Raw genomic sequence first — 18,002 nt, 5'->3', positions numbered from 1 at the left:
GCCGCCGGCGCACTCACAAGGAACCACGCCATGAAGTACTACGTTTTCTGCACGACAGTGCTGTTCATGCTGTTCTTTTCATTGACCGGGCTGTATCTCGCACTCCATAGCGTCCTGCGTCACCTCGATCCGCTATTGGGGCCAGCCACCGCATTCGCCGTCAGCATCTTTACGTTCTGCGCTCTCATTGTTGCGCTGGCATGGTCAGTCCCGTCGCGAAGTGACGCCATGAGCTTGGCTCCCCGCCATGGCGAGCCATTCCATCCGAGCCGCTATCCCATGCAACTCTCTGAGCAACATCCATCACCATGGCCTCGATCGACGAACTGAAACAACACATCGACCTGCACGACCTCGCCGATCGGCTCGGCCTAAGGCGCGGTCGCGGCGGCGACAAGGCGCTCTATCACTCCCCACAGCACGAGGACAAGAGCCCGTCCCTGTCGATCTATGTGAACCACCCGAAGCACGGCACCGGCTGGCGCGACCACAGCGCCGACGCCGGCGGCTCGTGCATCGACTTGGTGATCCATGCCCGTGGCGGCACCGTCGCCGACGCCGTGCGCTACCTGCACGACGCCTACGGCATCCCACTGGACCGGCCAACGCACGCCGAGCACCGTGAGAAATCGGCCGTCGAATACATCGCCGATCGATGCTTGGCCGAACGCGATCGCGTGCGCAACTACCTCAGTAGCCGCGGTATCTGCCCGGCGGCGATGAACGCGGCGATCGCCGCACGCACCCTCGGCTTCAACACCTGGACGAGCTCGAAGGTCGCCGCCGGCGAGGTCGGCTATGCCGGCCCGGCCGCCGCGTTCATCGTGCGCGCGCCGGGCGACGGCCGCGTCGTCGCCGTCGACATGCGCTATGTCGATCCCGCGCTCAACGGTGGCGTCAAGACGCAGACGCAAGGTGACAAAGCCGGTTACGGCTGGAGCGCCGATCCTCGCCAGCTCGACAAAGCGAAGCGCGTGTTCATCGTCGAAAGCGCGATCAATGCGCTGTCGATCGACACCTGCGCGATGTCCAGTACCGCCGCGCTCGCGCTGCGCGGCCTCGCTAACGTCGATGGCATCGATTTCACGTTCCTGCGGGGCAAACAAGTCGTCATTTGCCTGGACAACGACGAGCCGTTCTCGGACAGTCACCCGCGCGCCGGCCACCGCCCCGGCCCCGAAGCGGCGTGGGCACTCTACGAGCGGCTCACGAGCTTGAACATTAGCGCGGTGCTCGTTGACCAGGCCGGCTGGCTCGCTGACCTCGCAGACGGCGAGACGACGCGCAAGCCGATCAATGACGTGAACGACTATCTGCAACTGCGTGGCCCGGCCGAGCTGGCACGCGCACTTGAGCAGCTCGAACCTTGGCTGATCGCGGGTCTCGCCGGCGACGCCACACGCCGCGGCCGGCCACGCATCTTTCTGCCGTCGCACGACTTCGCGCAATACTGGCGCTTTCGCGTGCGCCCGGACTTCACCAGCTACATCACGAAGATGGAGCGCAATGAGGAATCCGGCGTTGAAACGCCCGTGATGACGGATCTGTGCGGCTTTCGCATCGCCGGTATCAGCCGCGTGTCGGTCGCAAGCGCAACATCAACGATGACGGGCGACGCCGACCAAGCGCCGACCGTCTACTTCGCCGTGTCCGTGCAGGCGCCACGGCACGGCGCGCAGCTGATCCGCCGCGTGATGCTTGACGATCAGCTGCACAACGTCGACCAGTGGGGCAAGTTCGGCCCGATCTGGGCGCCAGCGCCGTTCAAGCGCATGGTGAACATCCTGGAGCGCGGCGCCAACCTCGGCGCGCGCCAGGCGGCAAACTTCGTCGGGCTCGCATGGCGCGACGGCCGCCTAATCGTCAACGAAGGCCCAGACTGCTATTTCACCGAAGCAGACAAACAATGTCCGTATCACAACCTGACGTTCCCAAGCGGCCCAGTCAGCGACGCGCGCCGCGTCATCACCGCCTACCAAACGACGTTTAAGCAGAACGCCGCGACAATCCCGCTTGTGTGGTCGCTCGGCGGCCATCTAAAAGCACTGCTCGGCTTCTGGCCACATATCACGATCCAGGCGAACAAGGGTGCAGGTAAGTCAACGCTGATCAAGCGGCTCGAACGCTCGCTCGCATTCACCATGTTCTCCGGGCAGTCGCTGCAAACGGAATTTCGCCTACTGACCAGCATTAGCCACACGAGCCACCCGGTCGGATGGGAAGAGCTGTCCGCGCGCCGGCAGGACGTGATCGATAAGGCGGTTGGACTGCTGCAAGAGAATTACCAGTACACCGTCACGCGCCGCGGCACCGATATGACCGAATACCTGCTGTGTGCGCCGGTGATGCTAGCCGGCGAGGACGTACCAGTGCGCAGTCTGCTCGGCAAACTCGTGCGCACGACGCTGACCGGCAAACGTGGCCCGCTGCTGCCCGACAATCTGCCGCGCTTTCCGGTCCGGCAGTGGCTCGAATTCCTCGCCAGTCTGAACAAGCAGGCCGTGCTTGAGCAATACGCGAAGCTGCGCGACATGGCGCTGGCCCATTGCCGCGCGAGCGGCGAGGACGACGGCGCCAAGCGCATGGCCGGTAACTACGCGGCCGTCGCGCTCGCCTGGCGCTACCTGACCGAGTTCGCCGGCATGGACCCGAGCGAAGGCAACTTCCCGCGCGACCTGCTCACCGAGATGAACGGCCACATCGCCGAGACGAGCGCCGACCGCGAGTCATGGGTCTGGATCATGGAAACCGTGCTGTCCGAGATCGACGGCGGCAATTACAAGCACCCGTTCACGTTCGACACTGTCGATGGTGAGTTCTGTCTGTTGCTGCGCACCGGTCACGTGATGGACCACATCGCGCACACGAGCAGCCTGCGTGATAAGTGGAACGGCCTGCCGGTGAAGTCCGACCGCGTGTTCAAAGCGCAGCTCAAGCACGCCGGTGTCGTCGTCGGCGACAAGGAAGTGGAGCGTCGCATCTATACCCGTCGTGTGCCGTATCTCACACCGGTTTCACTCGAACGCTTGACCGGCTTCGGCCTGCATGTGTCCATTCGTGAAGACTTGGCAACCGACGCGCTTGCAAGGGGGCACGTATGAACCGCTTTCAGCCCTTGCAACCACCGTGCGGCGGTAGCCGCTTCCTTCATTTCACCCAATCGCATAGCGGCCATAGATTGCGCTGTCCAGTGCGCGCCGCCATCGGCATACGCCGTCACGCGAGCGCTACTCAGTTCGCTTCGCCCCACTCCCTAGCGAGCCGAAACGGCCGGGCAACGTCGCGAGCGGCGCGGGCGCAGGGCCGCACACGGGTTTTGCCACGCGGGAACCGCCCAGGTAGCGCACGCGAGTCGTGGTTTTGGGGGGGGTGTGCTCGTAAGTCCTTGATTCTTGAGAAGAGTACCGCCATGAGTCATGCTCGATTTGCCACGAGTTGGGCCGTTTTTGCCACGAGTCTGGTTTTTGTGCCGGCCCTCCCCACCCCTATCTTATATCTCTATAACTTATTGAAAAATAAGAAGAAAGAATACAAAGAAGGCAAGAAATCAGCCCCAACACGCTGCCACGAGTCATGTGCGTTTTGCCATGAGTGACGGGCGCTGCCTATTTTTTAGGCCACGAGTTTTTGACCCTTGCCATGCCTAAATGATGGCAATTGATGGCACAACAAATTGTTAAAAATCAATCACTTATGAGAATTCAGGACGCAATCCATCAATCCACGAGTTGCGCTGCGTGTGCTCCCGCCGCGCGAAGTTCGGCCGCCCCCCAGGCGGCAACGGTTGATTTGCTCGGCGCTGCCGCCATGCTGGGCGCGCATCCCGAAACCGTACGCCTGAAAGCCAAGGCCGGCACGTTGCCCGGTCGGAAGGTCGGCAAACGCTGGATGTTTTCGACAGTTGCTCTGCAGCGCTACCTCGCCGGAGAATGGATTCCGCGAGTTGTGCAGGGCGATCAGCAGGAGGAAGTTAGAAAATGTCGCTCTATAAACGCAGTAACAGTCCCAACTGGTATTACCGCCTCACCCCGCCTGGCGGCGGTCCGGTCGTACAAGGCAGCACTGGCACCAGCAACAAAACGCAGGCCCAGGAGTTCTACGACCGCCTGAAGGTCGAGTTGTGGAATCAGGTGAAGCTCGGCCACAAGCCGCGCTATACCTGGAACGATGCAGTCATCCGGTATGTCGGCGAACGCGAGGGGTTGCCGAGCCTGGAAACATCGAAAACGCACCTGCGCTGGCTTGACCAACACCTATCCGGCGTCGCCCTGGTGGATATCGACCGCAGCCGCATCGACGCGATCGCGCTGGCAAAGCGGCGGGAACCCCGCGTAGTACGAACGAAGCGCGGCATCGTGACAACCGACAGGACGGTCAGCGCCGGCACAGTGCGCCGCGTCATCGGCGTGCTGAAGGCCGTGTTGAACGCTGCCGTCGAATGGGAATGGTTGGATCGCGCACCGATAACGAAGTGCGCGAAGGTCGTGCAAAAGCGGATCCGCTGGCTCACGCCGACGGAAGCCGAACGGTTGCTCGCCGAGCTGCCCGAACATCTTGCCGACATGGCGCACTTCAGCCTCGAAACGGGCCTGCGGCGCTCGAACGTGACCGGGCTGCAATGGTCGCAGGTTGACATCGTGCGCCGCGTCGCGTGGATTCATCCGGACCAGGCGAAGGCGAAAAAGGCGATTACGGTGCCGCTGTCCGATATGGCAATCGCCGTATTGCGGCGCCAACTCCCGAAGAAGCGTTCGCCCAAGTTCGTGGACAGCGTGTTCGTGTACCACGGTAAGCCGGTCTACCAGACGGTGACGGCTGCTTGGCGAAAGGCTCTGAAGCGCGCCGGCATCCGCGATTTCCGCTGGCACGATCTGCGGCACACGTGGGCGAGTTGGCACGTACAGCGCGGCACGCCGTTGCAGGTGCTCAAGGAGTTGGGTGGATGGGAAACGCTCGAAATGGTGCAGCGCTATGCGCACCTGTCGGCCGCTCACCTGGCGCAGTGGGTACGGCCACACCTGCCGGCCGCTCAGGGTATCGAGTTACCGCAGGCAACATCGTCAGCAACGACAGAAACACGGCTAACTGTAATTTCACTGTAGTGGGAGGTAACGGTGCTGTAGCGAAACCGCTGGAAGCCTTATCAGGCTTGGCGCGCCCGGCTGGGATCGAACCAGCAACCCCTGCCTTCGGAGGGCAGTACTCTATCCATTGAGCTACGGGCGCATCATATTGAAGGGCATCCGAGGAAAACGGACGCTAAAGCAGTCCAAAAGTATAGCGCAACTCGACTGTGTCGTCCATCCGATATGGGGGGAAATACCAGCCCCCAGCCATCGCGGGTCCCGCAACGATTCCCGTACATAGACGTCCCCGGCTTACCAAGCTCTCAGTAGGTGATGACACGGGATAAAGATTGGCACCGGTACATTCGGGCTTTGATTGGGTAAACACCCGCTTGATCGCACGGGAAGCTCCGTCACGTCCCGTTTCTTTGCGTCTATAATCGATCGACGGTTGTTATCGGCAGTCGTTTTGGCAGGTCCTGTCGTTCGCTACCACGCTTTACCGAATCCATTGTTAGAGAGACGAGACAGCATGAGCGAAGCACACGAAGCCCCGATCAAAAATCCGAAGCAGCTCATCGCGCTGGTCATTGCCAGCTTTGCGCTCCCGGTCATCATCATTGCGCTGCTCGTCAGTTATGTGGACAACGCCACCCGCACCGGTGCCGGCACCGACGGTTTGTCGCACGAGCAGGTTTCCCGCCGTATTGCACCCGTAGCCCGCGTGGAGATCCGCGACGCGAGCACCCTAGGCGAAGTCCAACGCGCGTCCGACACATCGGCCGCCGCAACGCAATCCGCCGCGGCGGCAAGTAGCAGCAGCGCGCAAGCTGCAGCCGCCGCAATCGCCGCGATTTCTTCGGCGCCGCCGTCCGGCAGCGCCGCCACGTCCGCAAGCGCGGACGCCACGCAGGCTGGCAAGGCACTGTACCAGCAGGTCTGCCAAGCGTGTCATGCCGCCGGCATAGCCGGCGCACCGAAGCTCGGTGACAAGGCGGCCTGGGCGCCACGGCTAAAGGAGTCGATGGACACTGTCTACCACTACGCGCTGCACGGCAAAGGTGCGATGCCGCCCAAAGGCGGCTCGAACGCTTCCGATGCCGACGTGAAGGCGGCCGTTGACTATATGGTAGGCGCAGCCAAATAGCCGGATCGGCACGAAGCGGCGCAGTCAACCCGTCTGCGAACTTTAGGCCCGCGCGGCGCGTCGGCTGTCCACGGCGCGCCGCTGTGTTAGCGCCGCTGTGTTAACATCCCGGTCCCAGCGAACCACATCGTTCGACGCGACGCATCCGTGCAGCGCGCGTCGTCGCCCTCCGCTACGCTCCATGTATGGCCTAAACCCCGCGCAAAGTGCCGCCGTCACCTATCTCGACGGCCCCTGCCTCGTGCTTGCCGGTGCCGGTAGCGGTAAGACGCGTGTCATCACGCAGAAGATCGCTTATCTGATCGAGGCAAAAGGTTTCGAGCCACGTCACATTGCAGCGGTCACCTTCACGAACAAGGCGGCAGCCGAAATGCGCGAACGGGTTGGCAAGCTGCTCGAGGGCAAAACGCTGACGACGCCTGGCAAGGAAGGCCGCAAAGTGCCCGTTAATCAGCTGACGGTATGCACGTTCCATTCACTAGGCGTGCAGATCCTGCGTCAGGAAGCAGCACATGTCGGTTTGAAGCCGCAATTCTCGATCATGGACGCGGACGATTGCTTCGCCATGATCCAGGAGCAGGTCGGCACGACGGATAAGGGACTGATTCGCAGGATCCAGTCGATCATTTCGCTGTGGAAAAACGGCATGGTCACGCCGGAGCAAGCCAGTGTGCTCGCGCAGAATGAGGACGAGATGCAGGCGGCAATCGTATTCCGCAATTACGCGGCAACGCTGCACGCGTATCAGGCGGTAGACTTCGACGACTTGATCCGGCTGCCCACGGAATTGTTCCGCGACAATGAGCCGGTGCGCGACAAATGGCAGAACCGGCTGCGCTACCTGCTGGTGGACGAGTACCAGGACACCAACGCGTGTCAGTACGAGCTGCTGAAGCTGATCGCCGGCCCGCGCGCGGCGTTCACGGCAGTCGGCGACGATGACCAGGCGATCTACGGCTGGCGCGGCGCGACATTGGAGAATCTTGCGCAATTGCAAGTGGACTTCCCTCGTCTGAAGGTCATCAAACTCGAGCAAAATTACCGCTCGACGGTGCGCATCCTGAACGCCGCGAACAGCGTGATCGCACAAAACCCGAAACTGTTCGAGAAGAAGCTGTGGTCCGAACATGGCATGGGTGACACGATTACCGTGACGCCATGCAATGACGAAGAGCACGAAGCGGAATCGGTGGTGTTCCGCCTATCAGCGCACAAGTTCGAACGCCGCGCGCAGTTCCGCGACTATGCGATCCTATACCGGGGCAACTTCCAGGCCCGGATCTTCGAGCAGGTGCTGCGCCGCGAGCGTATCCCGTACGTGTTGTCCGGCGGACAGTCGTTCTTCGATCGCGCCGAAATCAAGGACATCTGCGCCTATCTCCGGCTGATCGCTAATCACGACGACGATCCGGCGTTCATCCGCGCGATCACCACGCCGCGCCGCGGTGTGGGCAACACGACGCTAGAGGCGCTCGGTTCGTTTGCCGGCCAGGCGAAGGTGTCGCTGTTCGAGGCAGTCTATATGGGCGGCATTGAGGCGCGGCTGTCGCCACGTCAGATCGAGCCGCTGCGGGTGTTCTGCGATTTCATTCAGCGCATCGCGGCACGGGCCGGCACCGACCCGGCAACGACGCTGCTGGATGACCTGATGGAAGCCATCCATTACGAAGCGTACCTGTATGACGCATTCGACGAGCGCCAGGCGCAGACCAAGTGGACGAACGTGCTCGAGTTCCTCGAATGGCTCAAGAAGAAAGGCACGAAACCGGAGCGCGACGCCACGCTCGGCGGAGCCGACAAGCCGGGCGGCGAGGATGCCGACGATGATGACGAACAACATGCATACGGCTACGATAATGCGGACGGACTGGCCGATACCGGCAAGAACCTGCTGGGTTTGATTCAGACCGTCGCACTGATGTCGATGCTCGATGGCAAGGACGAGGATCCGGACGCGGTACGCCTGTCCACCATCCATGCGTCGAAGGGCCTCGAGTATCCACACGTATTTTTGGTGGGCGTCGAGGAAGGCATTCTTCCGCACCGAGGTGGCGCCGATGATGAGCCGATCGACGACGCGCGGATCGAGGAGGAGCGCCGCCTGATGTATGTCGCGATCACGCGTGCACAGCGCAGCTTGCATCTGAACTATTGCAAGAAGCGAAAGCGCGCGAGGGAGACGCTCGTGTGCGAGCCGTCCCGCTTTATTGCGGAAATGCGTCTGGACGATGCGCCGCCGCCCACGCAGGACGAAGCGCCGATGACGCCCAAGGACCGGCTGGCGAGCCTGAAGGCCTTGCTGCAGAAACAGCCAGGCTGAATACCGTCACGCCGCGCAGCGGACGCGGTACGGCACGGCACGCCGCTGCCAGTCAGCGCCCGTGATGCGGCCGACGGCCTGGCAATCATCGAAAAGGCGCGTGAAAGCGCGGCAACCGGACGGCGCGTGGGCTTCGCACAATGAAAGCCCGTGCGGGTTCGCCGCCGTCGGCCACCACGACTGGCGCGTCCCGATCCGGATCGGCGCGGACACCGCATGCCGCACGCGCGAGCCGATTGACACAGCGGCGCGCGGCGCGCACAATCGCCACGCGCGCCGGGAGAGCGCACCGGCTTCATGCGACGAATCGCAAGCCGGTGCCGCCGAAGGGGCAACCCACAAACTCTCAGGCAAAAGGACCGTGCGCGCCGGACCGCCGACTCGTCGTCGCACGCCGCGCCGCCCATTGGCGCGTGTGCGCCAATGGGCGGCACCGCACTCTGGAGAGCGGTAGTAGCAGCCGTGCGCGTGCAAACGCAGCGGCGCAAGCTACCCACCGAAGGGGCGCGCGCCGATGCGTGGCAAGCAAGCCGCGCGGCGCAATCTCTCAGGTACCGAGGACAGAGGGGTCATGCATGCATCCACCGCTGCTCGGATGCTCGTGCGCCTTTTTATGTTCGCGCTATCGAGAGCTTTCATGACTCAACTCAAGACCACCCCGCTCAACGCGGTCCATCGTGCGCTCCATGCACGCATGGTCGACTTCGGCGGCTGGGACATGCCGGTGAACTATGGCTCACAGATTGACGAGCACCGCGCGGTGCGCAGTGACGCCGGCATGTTCGACGTGTCACACATGTGCGTCGTGGATATCGCCGGCGCTGGCGCACGGGCGTTCCTGCGCATGGCATTGGCCAACAATGTCGACAAGCTGCAAACGCCGGGCCGAGCACTGTACTCGTGCATGCTGAATGCGAGCGGCGGGGTGGTCGATGATTTGATCGTGTACTACTTCGCCGACGATGCGTTCCGCGTCGTAGTCAACGCCGGTACCGCGGATAAGGACATCGGCTGGCTCGGTCAACTCAACGCGGAAGGCGGCTTCGGCGTCACGCTGACGCCGCGCCGGGACCTGGCAATCCTTGCTGTGCAAGGCCCGAATGCGCGAGTGAAGGTCGGGCAGGCCGTGCCGGCGGTGCAACAGTCGGGCGAAGCGCTCAAGCCCTTTAACGCCGCGCGCGTGGACGGCACGCCGTTCGGCGCACTAATGGTCGCTCGCACCGGCTATACCGGCGAGGACGGCTTCGAGCTCATTGTCGAGGCCGCGCACGTGCAAGCATTATGGCAGGCGCTCGCCGCGCAGAGCGTTAAGCCATGCGGCCTGGGCGCACGCGATACGCTGCGGCTGGAGGCCGGCATGAATCTGTACGGGCAGGACATGGACGAAAACGTGTCGCCGCTTGACGCCGGCCTCGCGTGGACCGTCGATTTGTCGGGCGAGCGGGATTTTGTCGGCAGCGCGGCGCTGCGCGCACAGGGTCAGCGCGCGACGTTCGTGGGCCTGGTGCTAGACAAAGACCCGCAGGGCAAGCCGGCGGGTATCCTGCGCGCACACCAGAAGGTGCTCACTACACACGGCGACGGCGAGGTCACCAGCGGCACGTTCTCACCGTCGTTGCAGCAATCCATCGCATTGGCGCGCGTACCGACGGCTGTGTTGGCCGGCGATACAGTACGGGTCGTGATCCGCGACAAGGCGTTGCCCGCGCGGGTGGTTAAACTGCCGTTCGTGCGCCACGGTAAGCCGCTCGTCTGACGGCGGCGCGCCGCCACCGCCGCGCGCCGGGCACGGTGCGCCCGCGCCGCGCCGGCGCACCGATTCACGACCTCAACGATATCAGGAGTCATCCATGACCATCCCGGCCGAACTCAAATACACCGAATCCCATGAGTGGATTCGCAAGGAAGACGACGGCACGCTGACCGTTGGCATCACCGACCACGCGCAGGAAGCACTGGGCGACGTCGTGTTTCTCGAACTTCCGGAAGCCGGCAAGCAGGTCGAGGCCGGCGACGCGATCGCAGTGATTGAGTCAGTCAAGGCGGCCTCCGACATCTATGCGCCGGTTGCTGGCGAGATCGTCGAGTCCAATGACGCATTGATCAGTGCGCCAGACCAGGTCAACGGCGCGCCGTACGAGTCCTGGTTGTTCCGTATCAAGCCCGCGGATACCGCTGCGATAGAGCAACTGCTCGACGCGGCCGCGTACGGCCAGGCGATCGGCGCCTGATTGACCCCAACGGGTCCACGCCGGCCCCGCACGTCGCGGCGGTGTGGACCGACAGGATTTCGATATGAAGCCAGAACACCCGGATCACCTGATGACTCGCGCCAACCGCCCCACGTTCGCCGAGCTTGAACGACACGACGCTTTCGCCGAACGTCACATCGGGCCTAACGCCGACGATCAGCGGCAGATGCTGGCGGTGCTTGGCTTCGATCACCGCGACGCGCTAATCGACGCGGTGATTCCGCCGAGCATCCGGCGTCGCGACAGCCTGCCGCTTGGCGAATTCACCGCGCCGCGCAGCGAGGCCAAAGCGCTCGCGCGGCTGCGCGAACTGGCGTGCCAAAACGAAGTGTTCCGCAGCTACATTGGCCAGGGCTACTATGGCACACACACGCCCGCAGTGATTCTGCGCAACGTGCTCGAGAACCCAGCGTGGTACACCGCCTATACGCCGTACCAGCCTGAAATCTCGCAAGGCCGGCTCGAGGCGCTGCTCAATTTCCAGCAGATGGTGATTGACCTGACCGGGCTGGACACCGCCAATGCGTCGCTGCTCGACGAAGGCACGGCAGCAGCCGAGGCCATGACGCTGCTGCAGCGCGTGGGCAAGCCGCGCTCGAACGTGTTCTACGTGGCCGACGACGTGCTACCGCAGACGATCGAGGTGGTCCGCACGCGCGCACAGCCGGTGGGCATCGACGTGCGGGTCGGCCCTGCCGCAGCGGCGGCGCAAGCCGGCGCGTTCGGCGTGCTGCTGCAGTATCCGGGCGTCAACGGCGACGTGCGTGACTATCGTGACCTGGCTGCCGCGATCCATGAAGCCGGCGCGCACGTGGTAGCCGCTGCCGATCTGTTGGCGCTGACGCTGTTGACGCCACCTGGCGAATGGGGCGCGGATGTCGCGGTAGGCACCTCGCAACGCTTTGGCGTGCCGCTCGCGTTTGGCGGTCCGCACGCCGCGTATCTTGCCGTGCGCGACGCGTTCAAGCGGCAGATGCCGGGGCGGCTCGTCGGCGTGACCATCGATGCACAAGGCAAGCCCGCGTTGCGGCTGGCATTGCAAACCCGCGAACAGCATATCCGTCGCGAGAAGGCGACCTCGAACGTGTGCACCGCACAGGCATTGCTGGCCATCATGGCCAGCATGTACGCGGTCTACCACGGTCCGCGAGGCCTGCGGCAGATCGCCGAGCGCGTGCACCGCACCGCGGCAATTCTGGCGGCCGGCGTGCAGCAGCTCGGTTACGCGCTCGCCAATGACACGTTCTTCGACACGCTGACGATCGAGTCGGGCACGCGCACCGAAGCGCTGCACGAGGCTGCGTGCGCGCGGCGGATCAACCTGCGCCGGATCGACGGCGCGCGCGTGGGCGTATCGGTCGATGAGACGACGACGCGTTCGGATCTGGCCGATTTGCTCGCGCTGTTCGCCGAAGCGGCTAATGAGGCGCCCGCGCTCGCCAGCGTGCAGCCGAGCACCGTGCACACACAAGACGGCGCGCCGACGTTGGACATCGACGCGCTGGACGCCAGCGTCGAAGACGCGCTGCCTAACGCGCTGTTGCGCCGCAGTGCGTACCTGACGCATCCGGTGTTCAACCGCCACCACTCCGAGACGGAAATGCTGCGCTACCTGCGCCGGCTCGCCGACAAGGACCTTGCGCTGGATCGCGCGATGATCCCGCTCGGTTCGTGCACGATGAAACTGAACGCCACGTCGGAGATGCTGCCCGTCACGTGGCCCGAGTTCGCGCAGATCCATCCGTTCGCGCCCGCGTCGCAAACCGTCGGCTATCGCAAGATGATCGAGCAGCTCGAGCAGATGCTGGTGGCATGCACGGGCTATGCCGCAGTGTCGCTGCAACCGAATGCCGGCTCGCAGGGCGAGTACGCCGGGTTGCTGATCATCCACGCGTACCACGCGTCGCGCGGCGAAGGACATCGCAACGTTTGCTTGATCCCGGCTTCCGCGCACGGCACTAATCCGGCATCCGCCCAGATGGCCGGCATGCAAGTCGTGGTCGTCGCGTGCGATGCGCAGGGCAATGTCGACGTCGAGGACCTGAAGACCAAGGCCGCGCGCCATGCAGACAAGCTGGCGGCGATCATGATCACGTACCCGTCCACGCATGGCGTGTTCGAGCAAAACGTGCGGGAGATCTGCGAGATCGTCCACGCGCACGGGGGCCAGGTGTACGTCGACGGCGCGAACATGAACGCCATGGTGGGCCTGACCGCGCCCGGCCAGTTCGGCGGCGACGTGTCACATCTGAATCTGCATAAAACTTTTTGTATCCCGCATGGCGGCGGTGGCCCCGGCGTCGGGCCGGTGGCGGTGGCCGCCCATCTGGCGCGCTTCCTACCGAACCAGCGTTCGGTAGGCTATGTGCGCGAAGACGCAGCGACGCCGGCTGGCAATCCGGACGGGATCGGCGCGGTCTCGTCGGCGCCGTACGGCTCAGCTGCCATTCTGCCGATCTCGTGGATGTATATTGCAATGATGGGTGCGTGCGGCCTCAAGTCAGCGACCGAGACGGCGATCCTAAACGCGAACTACATCGCCAAGCGTCTCGCCCCGCACTACCCGGTGCTGTATTCGGGAGCCGGCGGCCTGATCGCGCATGAATGCATCCTGGACCTGCGGCCGATCAAGGACGCAAGCGGCGTGACCGTCGAGGACGTCGCAAAGCGGCTGATCGACTACGGTTTCCATGCTCCGACGATGAGCTTCCCGGTGCCCGGCACGTTGATGATCGAGCCGACCGAGTCGGAATCGAAGGCGGAGCTGGACCGTTTCATCGACGCGATGATCACGATCCGCGATGAAATCCGCGCGGTCGAGCAAGGCCGCGCGGACCGGGACGACAACCCGCTCAAATATGCCCCGCACACAGCCGCGGTCATTGGTGCCGACACTTGGTCTCATGCCTACGGGCGCGAACAGGCTGCGTATCCGGTCCCGTCGCTGGCGGCCGGCAAGTACTGGCCGCCCGTGGGCCGCGCCGACAACGTGTACGGCGATCGCAATCTATTTTGCTCGTGCGTGCCAGTCTCCGACTATGCGTAGCGCGGCACTGTCATGTTAGCGCTGAACGAGCCCCACGCATGTGTCGTTCATGTTCCCGCGTGGGTTGTTCACTCGTCCAGTTGCTTCACGAACACATGGACCTTGCACGCGGCTCCGTCGCGACCGAGACTCGGCACAGTTCAGCGCACAGCACCGCATCGTTTGCGTGAGCCATCCGCGAAGAAAGGCTAACATCTCGATCTGACCGCAGCCGAGACAGTGGAGCCCCGCATAGTGGACGCGTTTCGATCTGATCCAACACACCGCCGTGCCGCCGCATGCGCCACGATCGCGCTCGTCGCGATAGCGGGCCTGTTGGGCCTGCTCTGCGCGGTGCCGGTGCGCGCAGCGATGAACTTTTGCGCGGCGCCAGCGCTGCAGAGCAGCGAGCGCACCCATGCCGACCCCGGGGTGCAAGCGCTGGTGCAACAGAGCTTGGTGGGGCTCAGCAACGCGCCACGCGCGGTGGATCGATTGCATACCGAAGGCACGCTGCCCCACCAGGGCATCTACGATCAAAGTGTCGACGCGCAAAAGGATTTCGCGCTGATGCGCAACGCCGCGCTCGCGTGGCGCGCAACCGGCAACGAGCGCTTCCTGCGTTATGTTGCACGCCTGCTCGACGCGTGGGTCACGACTTACCAGCCAAGTTTCAATCCGATCGACGAGACGAAACTCGATGGCTTGATTCTCGCGTACGACCTGACCGCCAGCGCACTGCCGGTCAAGACTCGCAACGCGACGATCGCGTTCCTACGCAAACTGGCGCGCGGCTATGTCGAGCGCATCGACAGCCAACCCCGGCCACTTCGGCATACGTTCGCGAACAACTGGCAAAGCCATCGCGTCAAGCTGATCGCGATGACTGCGTTCACGCTGGATGATCGCAAGTTGATCGCTGCCGCGCAGCGGTTATTCGTGGAACAGGTCAGCACAAACATTGCCTCGGATGGCACAACATGGGATTTTGACGAGCGCGACGCGCTGCACTACGTGACCTATGATTTGCAGCCGCTGGTGATGGCCGCACTGGCCGCGCGCCGGCATAACCGCAACTGGCTGCGCGAGCGCAGCGCCTCCGGTGCGACATTGGAGCACGCGCTCGATTGGCTCGTCCCGTATGCGCTCGGCCGCACAAGCCATGAGGAGTTCGTCCACAGCCGCGTGCCGTTCGATGAAACACGTCGCGCCGCCGGACTGCGCGGCTTCAGTGGTGCGTGGGATCCTAGTCGCGCAACAGAGCTGTTCCATCTCGCCGCGCGGCTAAACGGACGGTACCAGCCCGTGGCGCTGCACCTGGCGCCAATGCCGCCGCCATGGCTCGCCGCCTGCCTGCCGCTGCCCGCGCGCTCGAGCGAGCGATGAAACGACGCGAGCGCAACATCGACATTGCAACCGCCTACCCCGCTGGCCCAGCCGCGGGCGTGGCGTGACACATCTGGAGCCGTCATGGCCGTCAGCGTATTCGATTTGTTCAAAATTGGCATTGGCCCGTCGAGCTCGCACACGGTCGGCCCGATGCGCGCCGCACTGCTGTTCGCGCAAGGCCTGCAGCACGACCACTTGCTGCCAGCCGTCGCATCGGTCAAGGTCGAACTCTATGGCTCGCTCGGCGCGACCGGCAAGGGCCATGGCACCGACCGCGGCGTCATGCTCGGCCTGCTTGGCGAAGCGCCGGACACCGTGCAGGCCGAGACGATCGCAGACAAGCTCGAGCACGTCGCCTCGTCGCGCACGCTTGCGCTGCTTGGCACGCACCCAATCCCGTTCCTGCCGAAGGAGCACATCGTGTTCTACCGTCAGGCGTTGCCTGAGCATCCGAACGGCCTGAAGCTGCGGGCGCTCGACGCCGCCGGCAGCGTGCTGTGCGAGTCGACCTATCTGTCCGTGGGGGGCGGCTTCGTGGTCACAGCCGGTGCGTCCAACACACGCGTGCTTAATGCGTACGAGCAGCTGCCGCACCCGTTCTCGACCGGCAGTGAGCTGTTGCAGCGATGTACGCAGACTGGTCGCACCATCGCGCAACTGATGTTTGAAAACGAGCGGGTATGGCGCAGCGACGACGCGATCCGTGCTGATCTGCTGCGTATTTGGAATGTGATGCAGTCATGCGTCGCGCGCGGTTGTGGCATCGGCAATCCTGCGGCGGACGGCAACCTGCCGGGGCCGTTCCAAGTGCGCCGGCGAGCACCGCAATTATATCGCGACCTGTCGGGCAAGCCGGAGGTGGCATTGCGCGATCCGCTGTCGATGGTGGATTGGATCAATTTGTACGCGATCGCGGTCAACGAGGAAAACGCAGCCGGAGCCCGCGTGGTGACAGCGCCAACGAACGGCGCAGCCGGCATCATCCCAGCCGTACTGCATTACTACACACGGTTCGTGCCCGGCGCAAATGACGCGGGCGTCATCGATTTCCTGTTGACCGCCGGCGCGATCGGCATCCTGTACAAGCTCAATGCATCGATCTCCGGCGCCGAGGTCGGTTGCCAGGGTGAGGTCGGGGTCGCTTGCTCGATGGCGGCTGGCGCGCTGGCCGCGGTCATGGGGGCCACGCCCGCGCAAGTCGAGAATGCCGCGGAGATCGGCATGGAGCACAACCTGGGATTGACTTGCGACCCGGTGGGCGGCATGGTGCAAATCCCCTGCATCGAGCGCAATGCGATGGCATCGGTTAAGGCCGTCAATGCCGCGCGGATGGCACTGCGCGGCGACGGCTTGCACTACGTGTCGCTCGATTCGGTGATCAAGACGATGCTCGAGACCGGCGCCGACATGAAAACGAAGTACAAGGAGACGTCCCGCGGCGGTCTCGCCGTGAACATTGTCGAATGCTGACACGGTACGCGGATGCCCTGCTCACATACGGCGCCGATTGAATATTCTGCATGCCTGAAGAGAGATTTCTGGCGGTACTGGGCGCACATACGACGTGCCCGGCCGGATTCGCACCAACGTGTGCCGCCATGAAGCGGCGACTTACTTACCGCCTACGCTTTGCAGCGGGGTCCATTGGCCATTGACGACCTTGTACAGCGTGATGCCGCCGTTCTTCAAATCGCCCTTCGCGTCATACGCGACGTGCTTGGCCGTGACGCCCGACATATCGGTCTTCGCCAGCGCTGGCAGGTACTTCGCCGGATCGGTCGAGTTGGCCTTCTTCATCGCTTCGAACATGGCCATCGCGCCATCGTACGCATACGGTGAATAGGTTTGCACATCTTCGCCGAAACGCTTCTTGTACTTTGCGACGTAGTCCTTGCCACCTGGCATTTCTCCCAGCGGCAGGCCTGCCAGCGACGCGATCGTACCGTTGGCGGCGTCGCTCGCGAGCTTCAGGAACGTGTCAGTCTTGACCATTTCGCCAGCCATCAGCGGCGCCTTGATACCCAGCGCCTTCATTTGCTTGACCATCGGGCCGGCTTGCGCGTCCGCGCCGCCGTAGTAGACTAGATCCGGCATCATCGACTTCACCTTGGTCAGGATCGCCTTGAAGTCGACCGCCTTGTCGTTCGTGTACTCGCGGTCAAGAATCTTCGCGCCCGAAGACTTCGCGGCCTTTTCGAACTGATCAGCCAGGCCCTGACCATACGCAGTTCGATCGTCGATGATCACAATCTTTTTTAGTTTCAGCGTCTTCGCCGCGAACGTGCCGGCCACCAAGCCTTGCTGCGTGTCAGAGGTCATCATCCGGAACGTCGTTTTGTAGCCCTGCTGCGTGTATTCCGGCGCGGTTGCCATCGCGATCTGCGCAATCCCGGCGTTCGCATAAATGCGCGATGCCGGTATCGTCGTCCCCGAGTTGAAATGGCCGAGCATGCCTTTGATACCGTCGTCGACAAGCTTTTGCGCAACGGTCGTACCGGTACGCGGGTCGGCCTGGTCATCGCCGGTGTCCAGCACGATTTGCACCGGCTTGCCGTCAATCACCGGCTTGGTTGCGTTGAAGTCCTCGATTGCAAGCACGATGCCGTTCTGCATATCCTTGCCATAGTGGGCCTGAGCGCCGGTCATCGGTGCGGCAAAGCCCACCTTCACCTGCTCTGCCTGCTGCGCGTACGCTACACTCCCCGCGACCGACAAGGCGGCGAGCAACGTCGCGCCTGTCAGCTTTTTCATCGTGTGCTCCATTGAGACATCTCCTTTTGGCTTTAAGGGTGAAGCGTCGCCC

The 18,002-nt window shown here is 63.4% G+C and carries 11 protein-coding genes, 1 tRNA gene, 1 pseudogene and 2 riboswitches; of the genes and pseudogenes, 11 read left to right on the top strand and 2 right to left on the bottom strand.

Features of this window, described 5'->3' with window-relative positions:
- Positions 1–30 precede the first annotated feature (30 nt).
- From B0B13_RS18755 to B0B13_RS12830, 4 genes and pseudogenes are all read left to right on the top strand, one after another.
- Positions 31–330 carry a hypothetical protein gene (locus B0B13_RS18755; protein ID WP_212667367.1) on the top strand — a complete coding sequence of 100 codons (300 nt, stop codon included), beginning with the start codon at positions 31–33 and terminating at the stop codon, positions 328–330.
- A complete protein-coding gene (locus B0B13_RS12840; RefSeq protein WP_076796753.1) occupies positions 309–3,101 on the top strand; it encodes a toprim domain-containing protein in 2,793 nt (930 codons plus the stop codon). The genes B0B13_RS18755 and B0B13_RS12840 overlap by 22 nt, the downstream gene beginning before the upstream one ends.
- Before the next feature lie 559 nt (positions 3,102–3,660).
- A pseudogene (locus tag B0B13_RS19825) lies at positions 3,661–3,864 on the top strand (hypothetical protein); the annotation flags it as partial.
- A gap of 113 nt (positions 3,865–3,977) precedes the next feature.
- On the top strand, positions 3,978–5,102 hold the full coding sequence (locus B0B13_RS12830) for a tyrosine-type recombinase/integrase (protein ID WP_076796751.1): 1,125 nt from the start codon (positions 3,978–3,980) through the stop codon (positions 5,100–5,102).
- A gap of 48 nt (positions 5,103–5,150) precedes the next feature.
- Here the strand turns inward: B0B13_RS12830 and B0B13_RS12825 are convergent.
- A tRNA-Arg gene (locus B0B13_RS12825) sits at positions 5,151–5,226 on the bottom strand.
- 372 nt (positions 5,227–5,598) lie between these two features.
- On the opposite strand from B0B13_RS12825, the gene B0B13_RS12820 reads away from it, so the two are divergent.
- From B0B13_RS12820 to B0B13_RS12790, 7 genes are all read left to right on the top strand, one after another.
- Positions 5,599–6,213 carry a c-type cytochrome gene (locus B0B13_RS12820; RefSeq protein WP_076796750.1) on the top strand — a complete coding sequence of 205 codons (615 nt, stop codon included), beginning with the start codon at positions 5,599–5,601 and terminating at the stop codon, positions 6,211–6,213.
- A 181-nt stretch (positions 6,214–6,394) separates the two neighbouring features.
- The gene (locus tag B0B13_RS12815) at positions 6,395–8,533 is read left to right on the top strand and encodes a UvrD-helicase domain-containing protein (protein WP_076796749.1); all 2,139 of its coding nucleotides are present in this window, start codon (positions 6,395–6,397) and stop codon (positions 8,531–8,533) included.
- Between the two features lie 267 nt (positions 8,534–8,800).
- A riboswitch (glycine riboswitch) is annotated at positions 8,801–8,904 on the top strand.
- Between the two features lie 59 nt (positions 8,905–8,963).
- A riboswitch (glycine riboswitch) is annotated at positions 8,964–9,107 on the top strand.
- 63 nt (positions 9,108–9,170) lie between these two features.
- Entirely contained in the window at positions 9,171–10,289 is a 1,119-nt protein-coding gene (gene gcvT / locus B0B13_RS12810) for a glycine cleavage system aminomethyltransferase GcvT (RefSeq protein ID WP_076796748.1), read from the top strand.
- Positions 10,290–10,383: 94 nt separating this feature from the next.
- The gene (gene gcvH / locus B0B13_RS12805; protein WP_076785876.1) at positions 10,384–10,764 is read left to right on the top strand and encodes a glycine cleavage system protein GcvH; all 381 of its coding nucleotides are present in this window, start codon (positions 10,384–10,386) and stop codon (positions 10,762–10,764) included.
- 64 nt (positions 10,765–10,828) lie between these two features.
- On the top strand, positions 10,829–13,831 hold the full coding sequence (gcvP, locus tag B0B13_RS12800) for an aminomethyl-transferring glycine dehydrogenase (RefSeq protein WP_076796747.1): 3,003 nt from the start codon (positions 10,829–10,831) through the stop codon (positions 13,829–13,831).
- 351 nt (positions 13,832–14,182) lie between these two features.
- Positions 14,183–15,196 (top strand): alginate lyase family protein, encoded by a 1,014-nt coding sequence (locus B0B13_RS12795; protein WP_255785418.1) that lies wholly within the window; start codon positions 14,183–14,185, stop codon positions 15,194–15,196.
- Between the two features lie 84 nt (positions 15,197–15,280).
- The gene (locus B0B13_RS12790) at positions 15,281–16,669 is read left to right on the top strand and encodes an L-serine ammonia-lyase (protein ID WP_076785873.1); all 1,389 of its coding nucleotides are present in this window, start codon (positions 15,281–15,283) and stop codon (positions 16,667–16,669) included.
- 141 nt (positions 16,670–16,810) lie between these two features.
- Here B0B13_RS12790 and B0B13_RS12785 read toward each other — a convergent pair whose 3' ends face one another.
- The gene (locus B0B13_RS12785) at positions 16,811–17,962 is read right to left on the bottom strand and encodes a branched-chain amino acid ABC transporter substrate-binding protein (protein ID WP_076785872.1); all 1,152 of its coding nucleotides are present in this window, start codon (positions 17,960–17,962) and stop codon (positions 16,811–16,813) included.
- Positions 17,963–18,002 lie beyond the last annotated feature (40 nt).

The organism is Burkholderia sp. b14 (assembly GCF_900156195.1).
In the GTDB taxonomy this organism is placed as follows: Bacteria; Pseudomonadota; Gammaproteobacteria; order Burkholderiales; family Burkholderiaceae; genus Mycetohabitans.
This window is presented reverse-complemented; position numbering and strand designations above follow the sequence as displayed.

Coding starts and splice junctions, on each gene's coding strand:
- B0B13_RS18755 (WP_212667367.1), top strand. CDS start 31: ATGAAGTACTACGTTTTCTGCACGACAGTGCTGTTCATGCTGTTCTTT.
- B0B13_RS12840 (WP_076796753.1), top strand. CDS start 309: ATGGCCTCGATCGACGAACTGAAACAACACATCGACCTGCACGACCTC.
- B0B13_RS12830 (WP_076796751.1), top strand. CDS start 3,978: ATGTCGCTCTATAAACGCAGTAACAGTCCCAACTGGTATTACCGCCTC.
- B0B13_RS12820 (WP_076796750.1), top strand. CDS start 5,599: ATGAGCGAAGCACACGAAGCCCCGATCAAAAATCCGAAGCAGCTCATC.
- B0B13_RS12815 (WP_076796749.1), top strand. CDS start 6,395: ATGTATGGCCTAAACCCCGCGCAAAGTGCCGCCGTCACCTATCTCGAC.
- gcvT (WP_076796748.1), top strand. CDS start 9,171: ATGACTCAACTCAAGACCACCCCGCTCAACGCGGTCCATCGTGCGCTC.
- gcvH (WP_076785876.1), top strand. CDS start 10,384: ATGACCATCCCGGCCGAACTCAAATACACCGAATCCCATGAGTGGATT.
- gcvP (WP_076796747.1), top strand. CDS start 10,829: ATGAAGCCAGAACACCCGGATCACCTGATGACTCGCGCCAACCGCCCC.
- B0B13_RS12795 (WP_255785418.1), top strand. CDS start 14,183: ATGAACTTTTGCGCGGCGCCAGCGCTGCAGAGCAGCGAGCGCACCCAT.
- B0B13_RS12790 (WP_076785873.1), top strand. CDS start 15,281: ATGGCCGTCAGCGTATTCGATTTGTTCAAAATTGGCATTGGCCCGTCG.
- B0B13_RS12785 (WP_076785872.1), bottom strand. CDS start 17,962: ATGGAGCACACGATGAAAAAGCTGACAGGCGCGACGTTGCTCGCCGCC.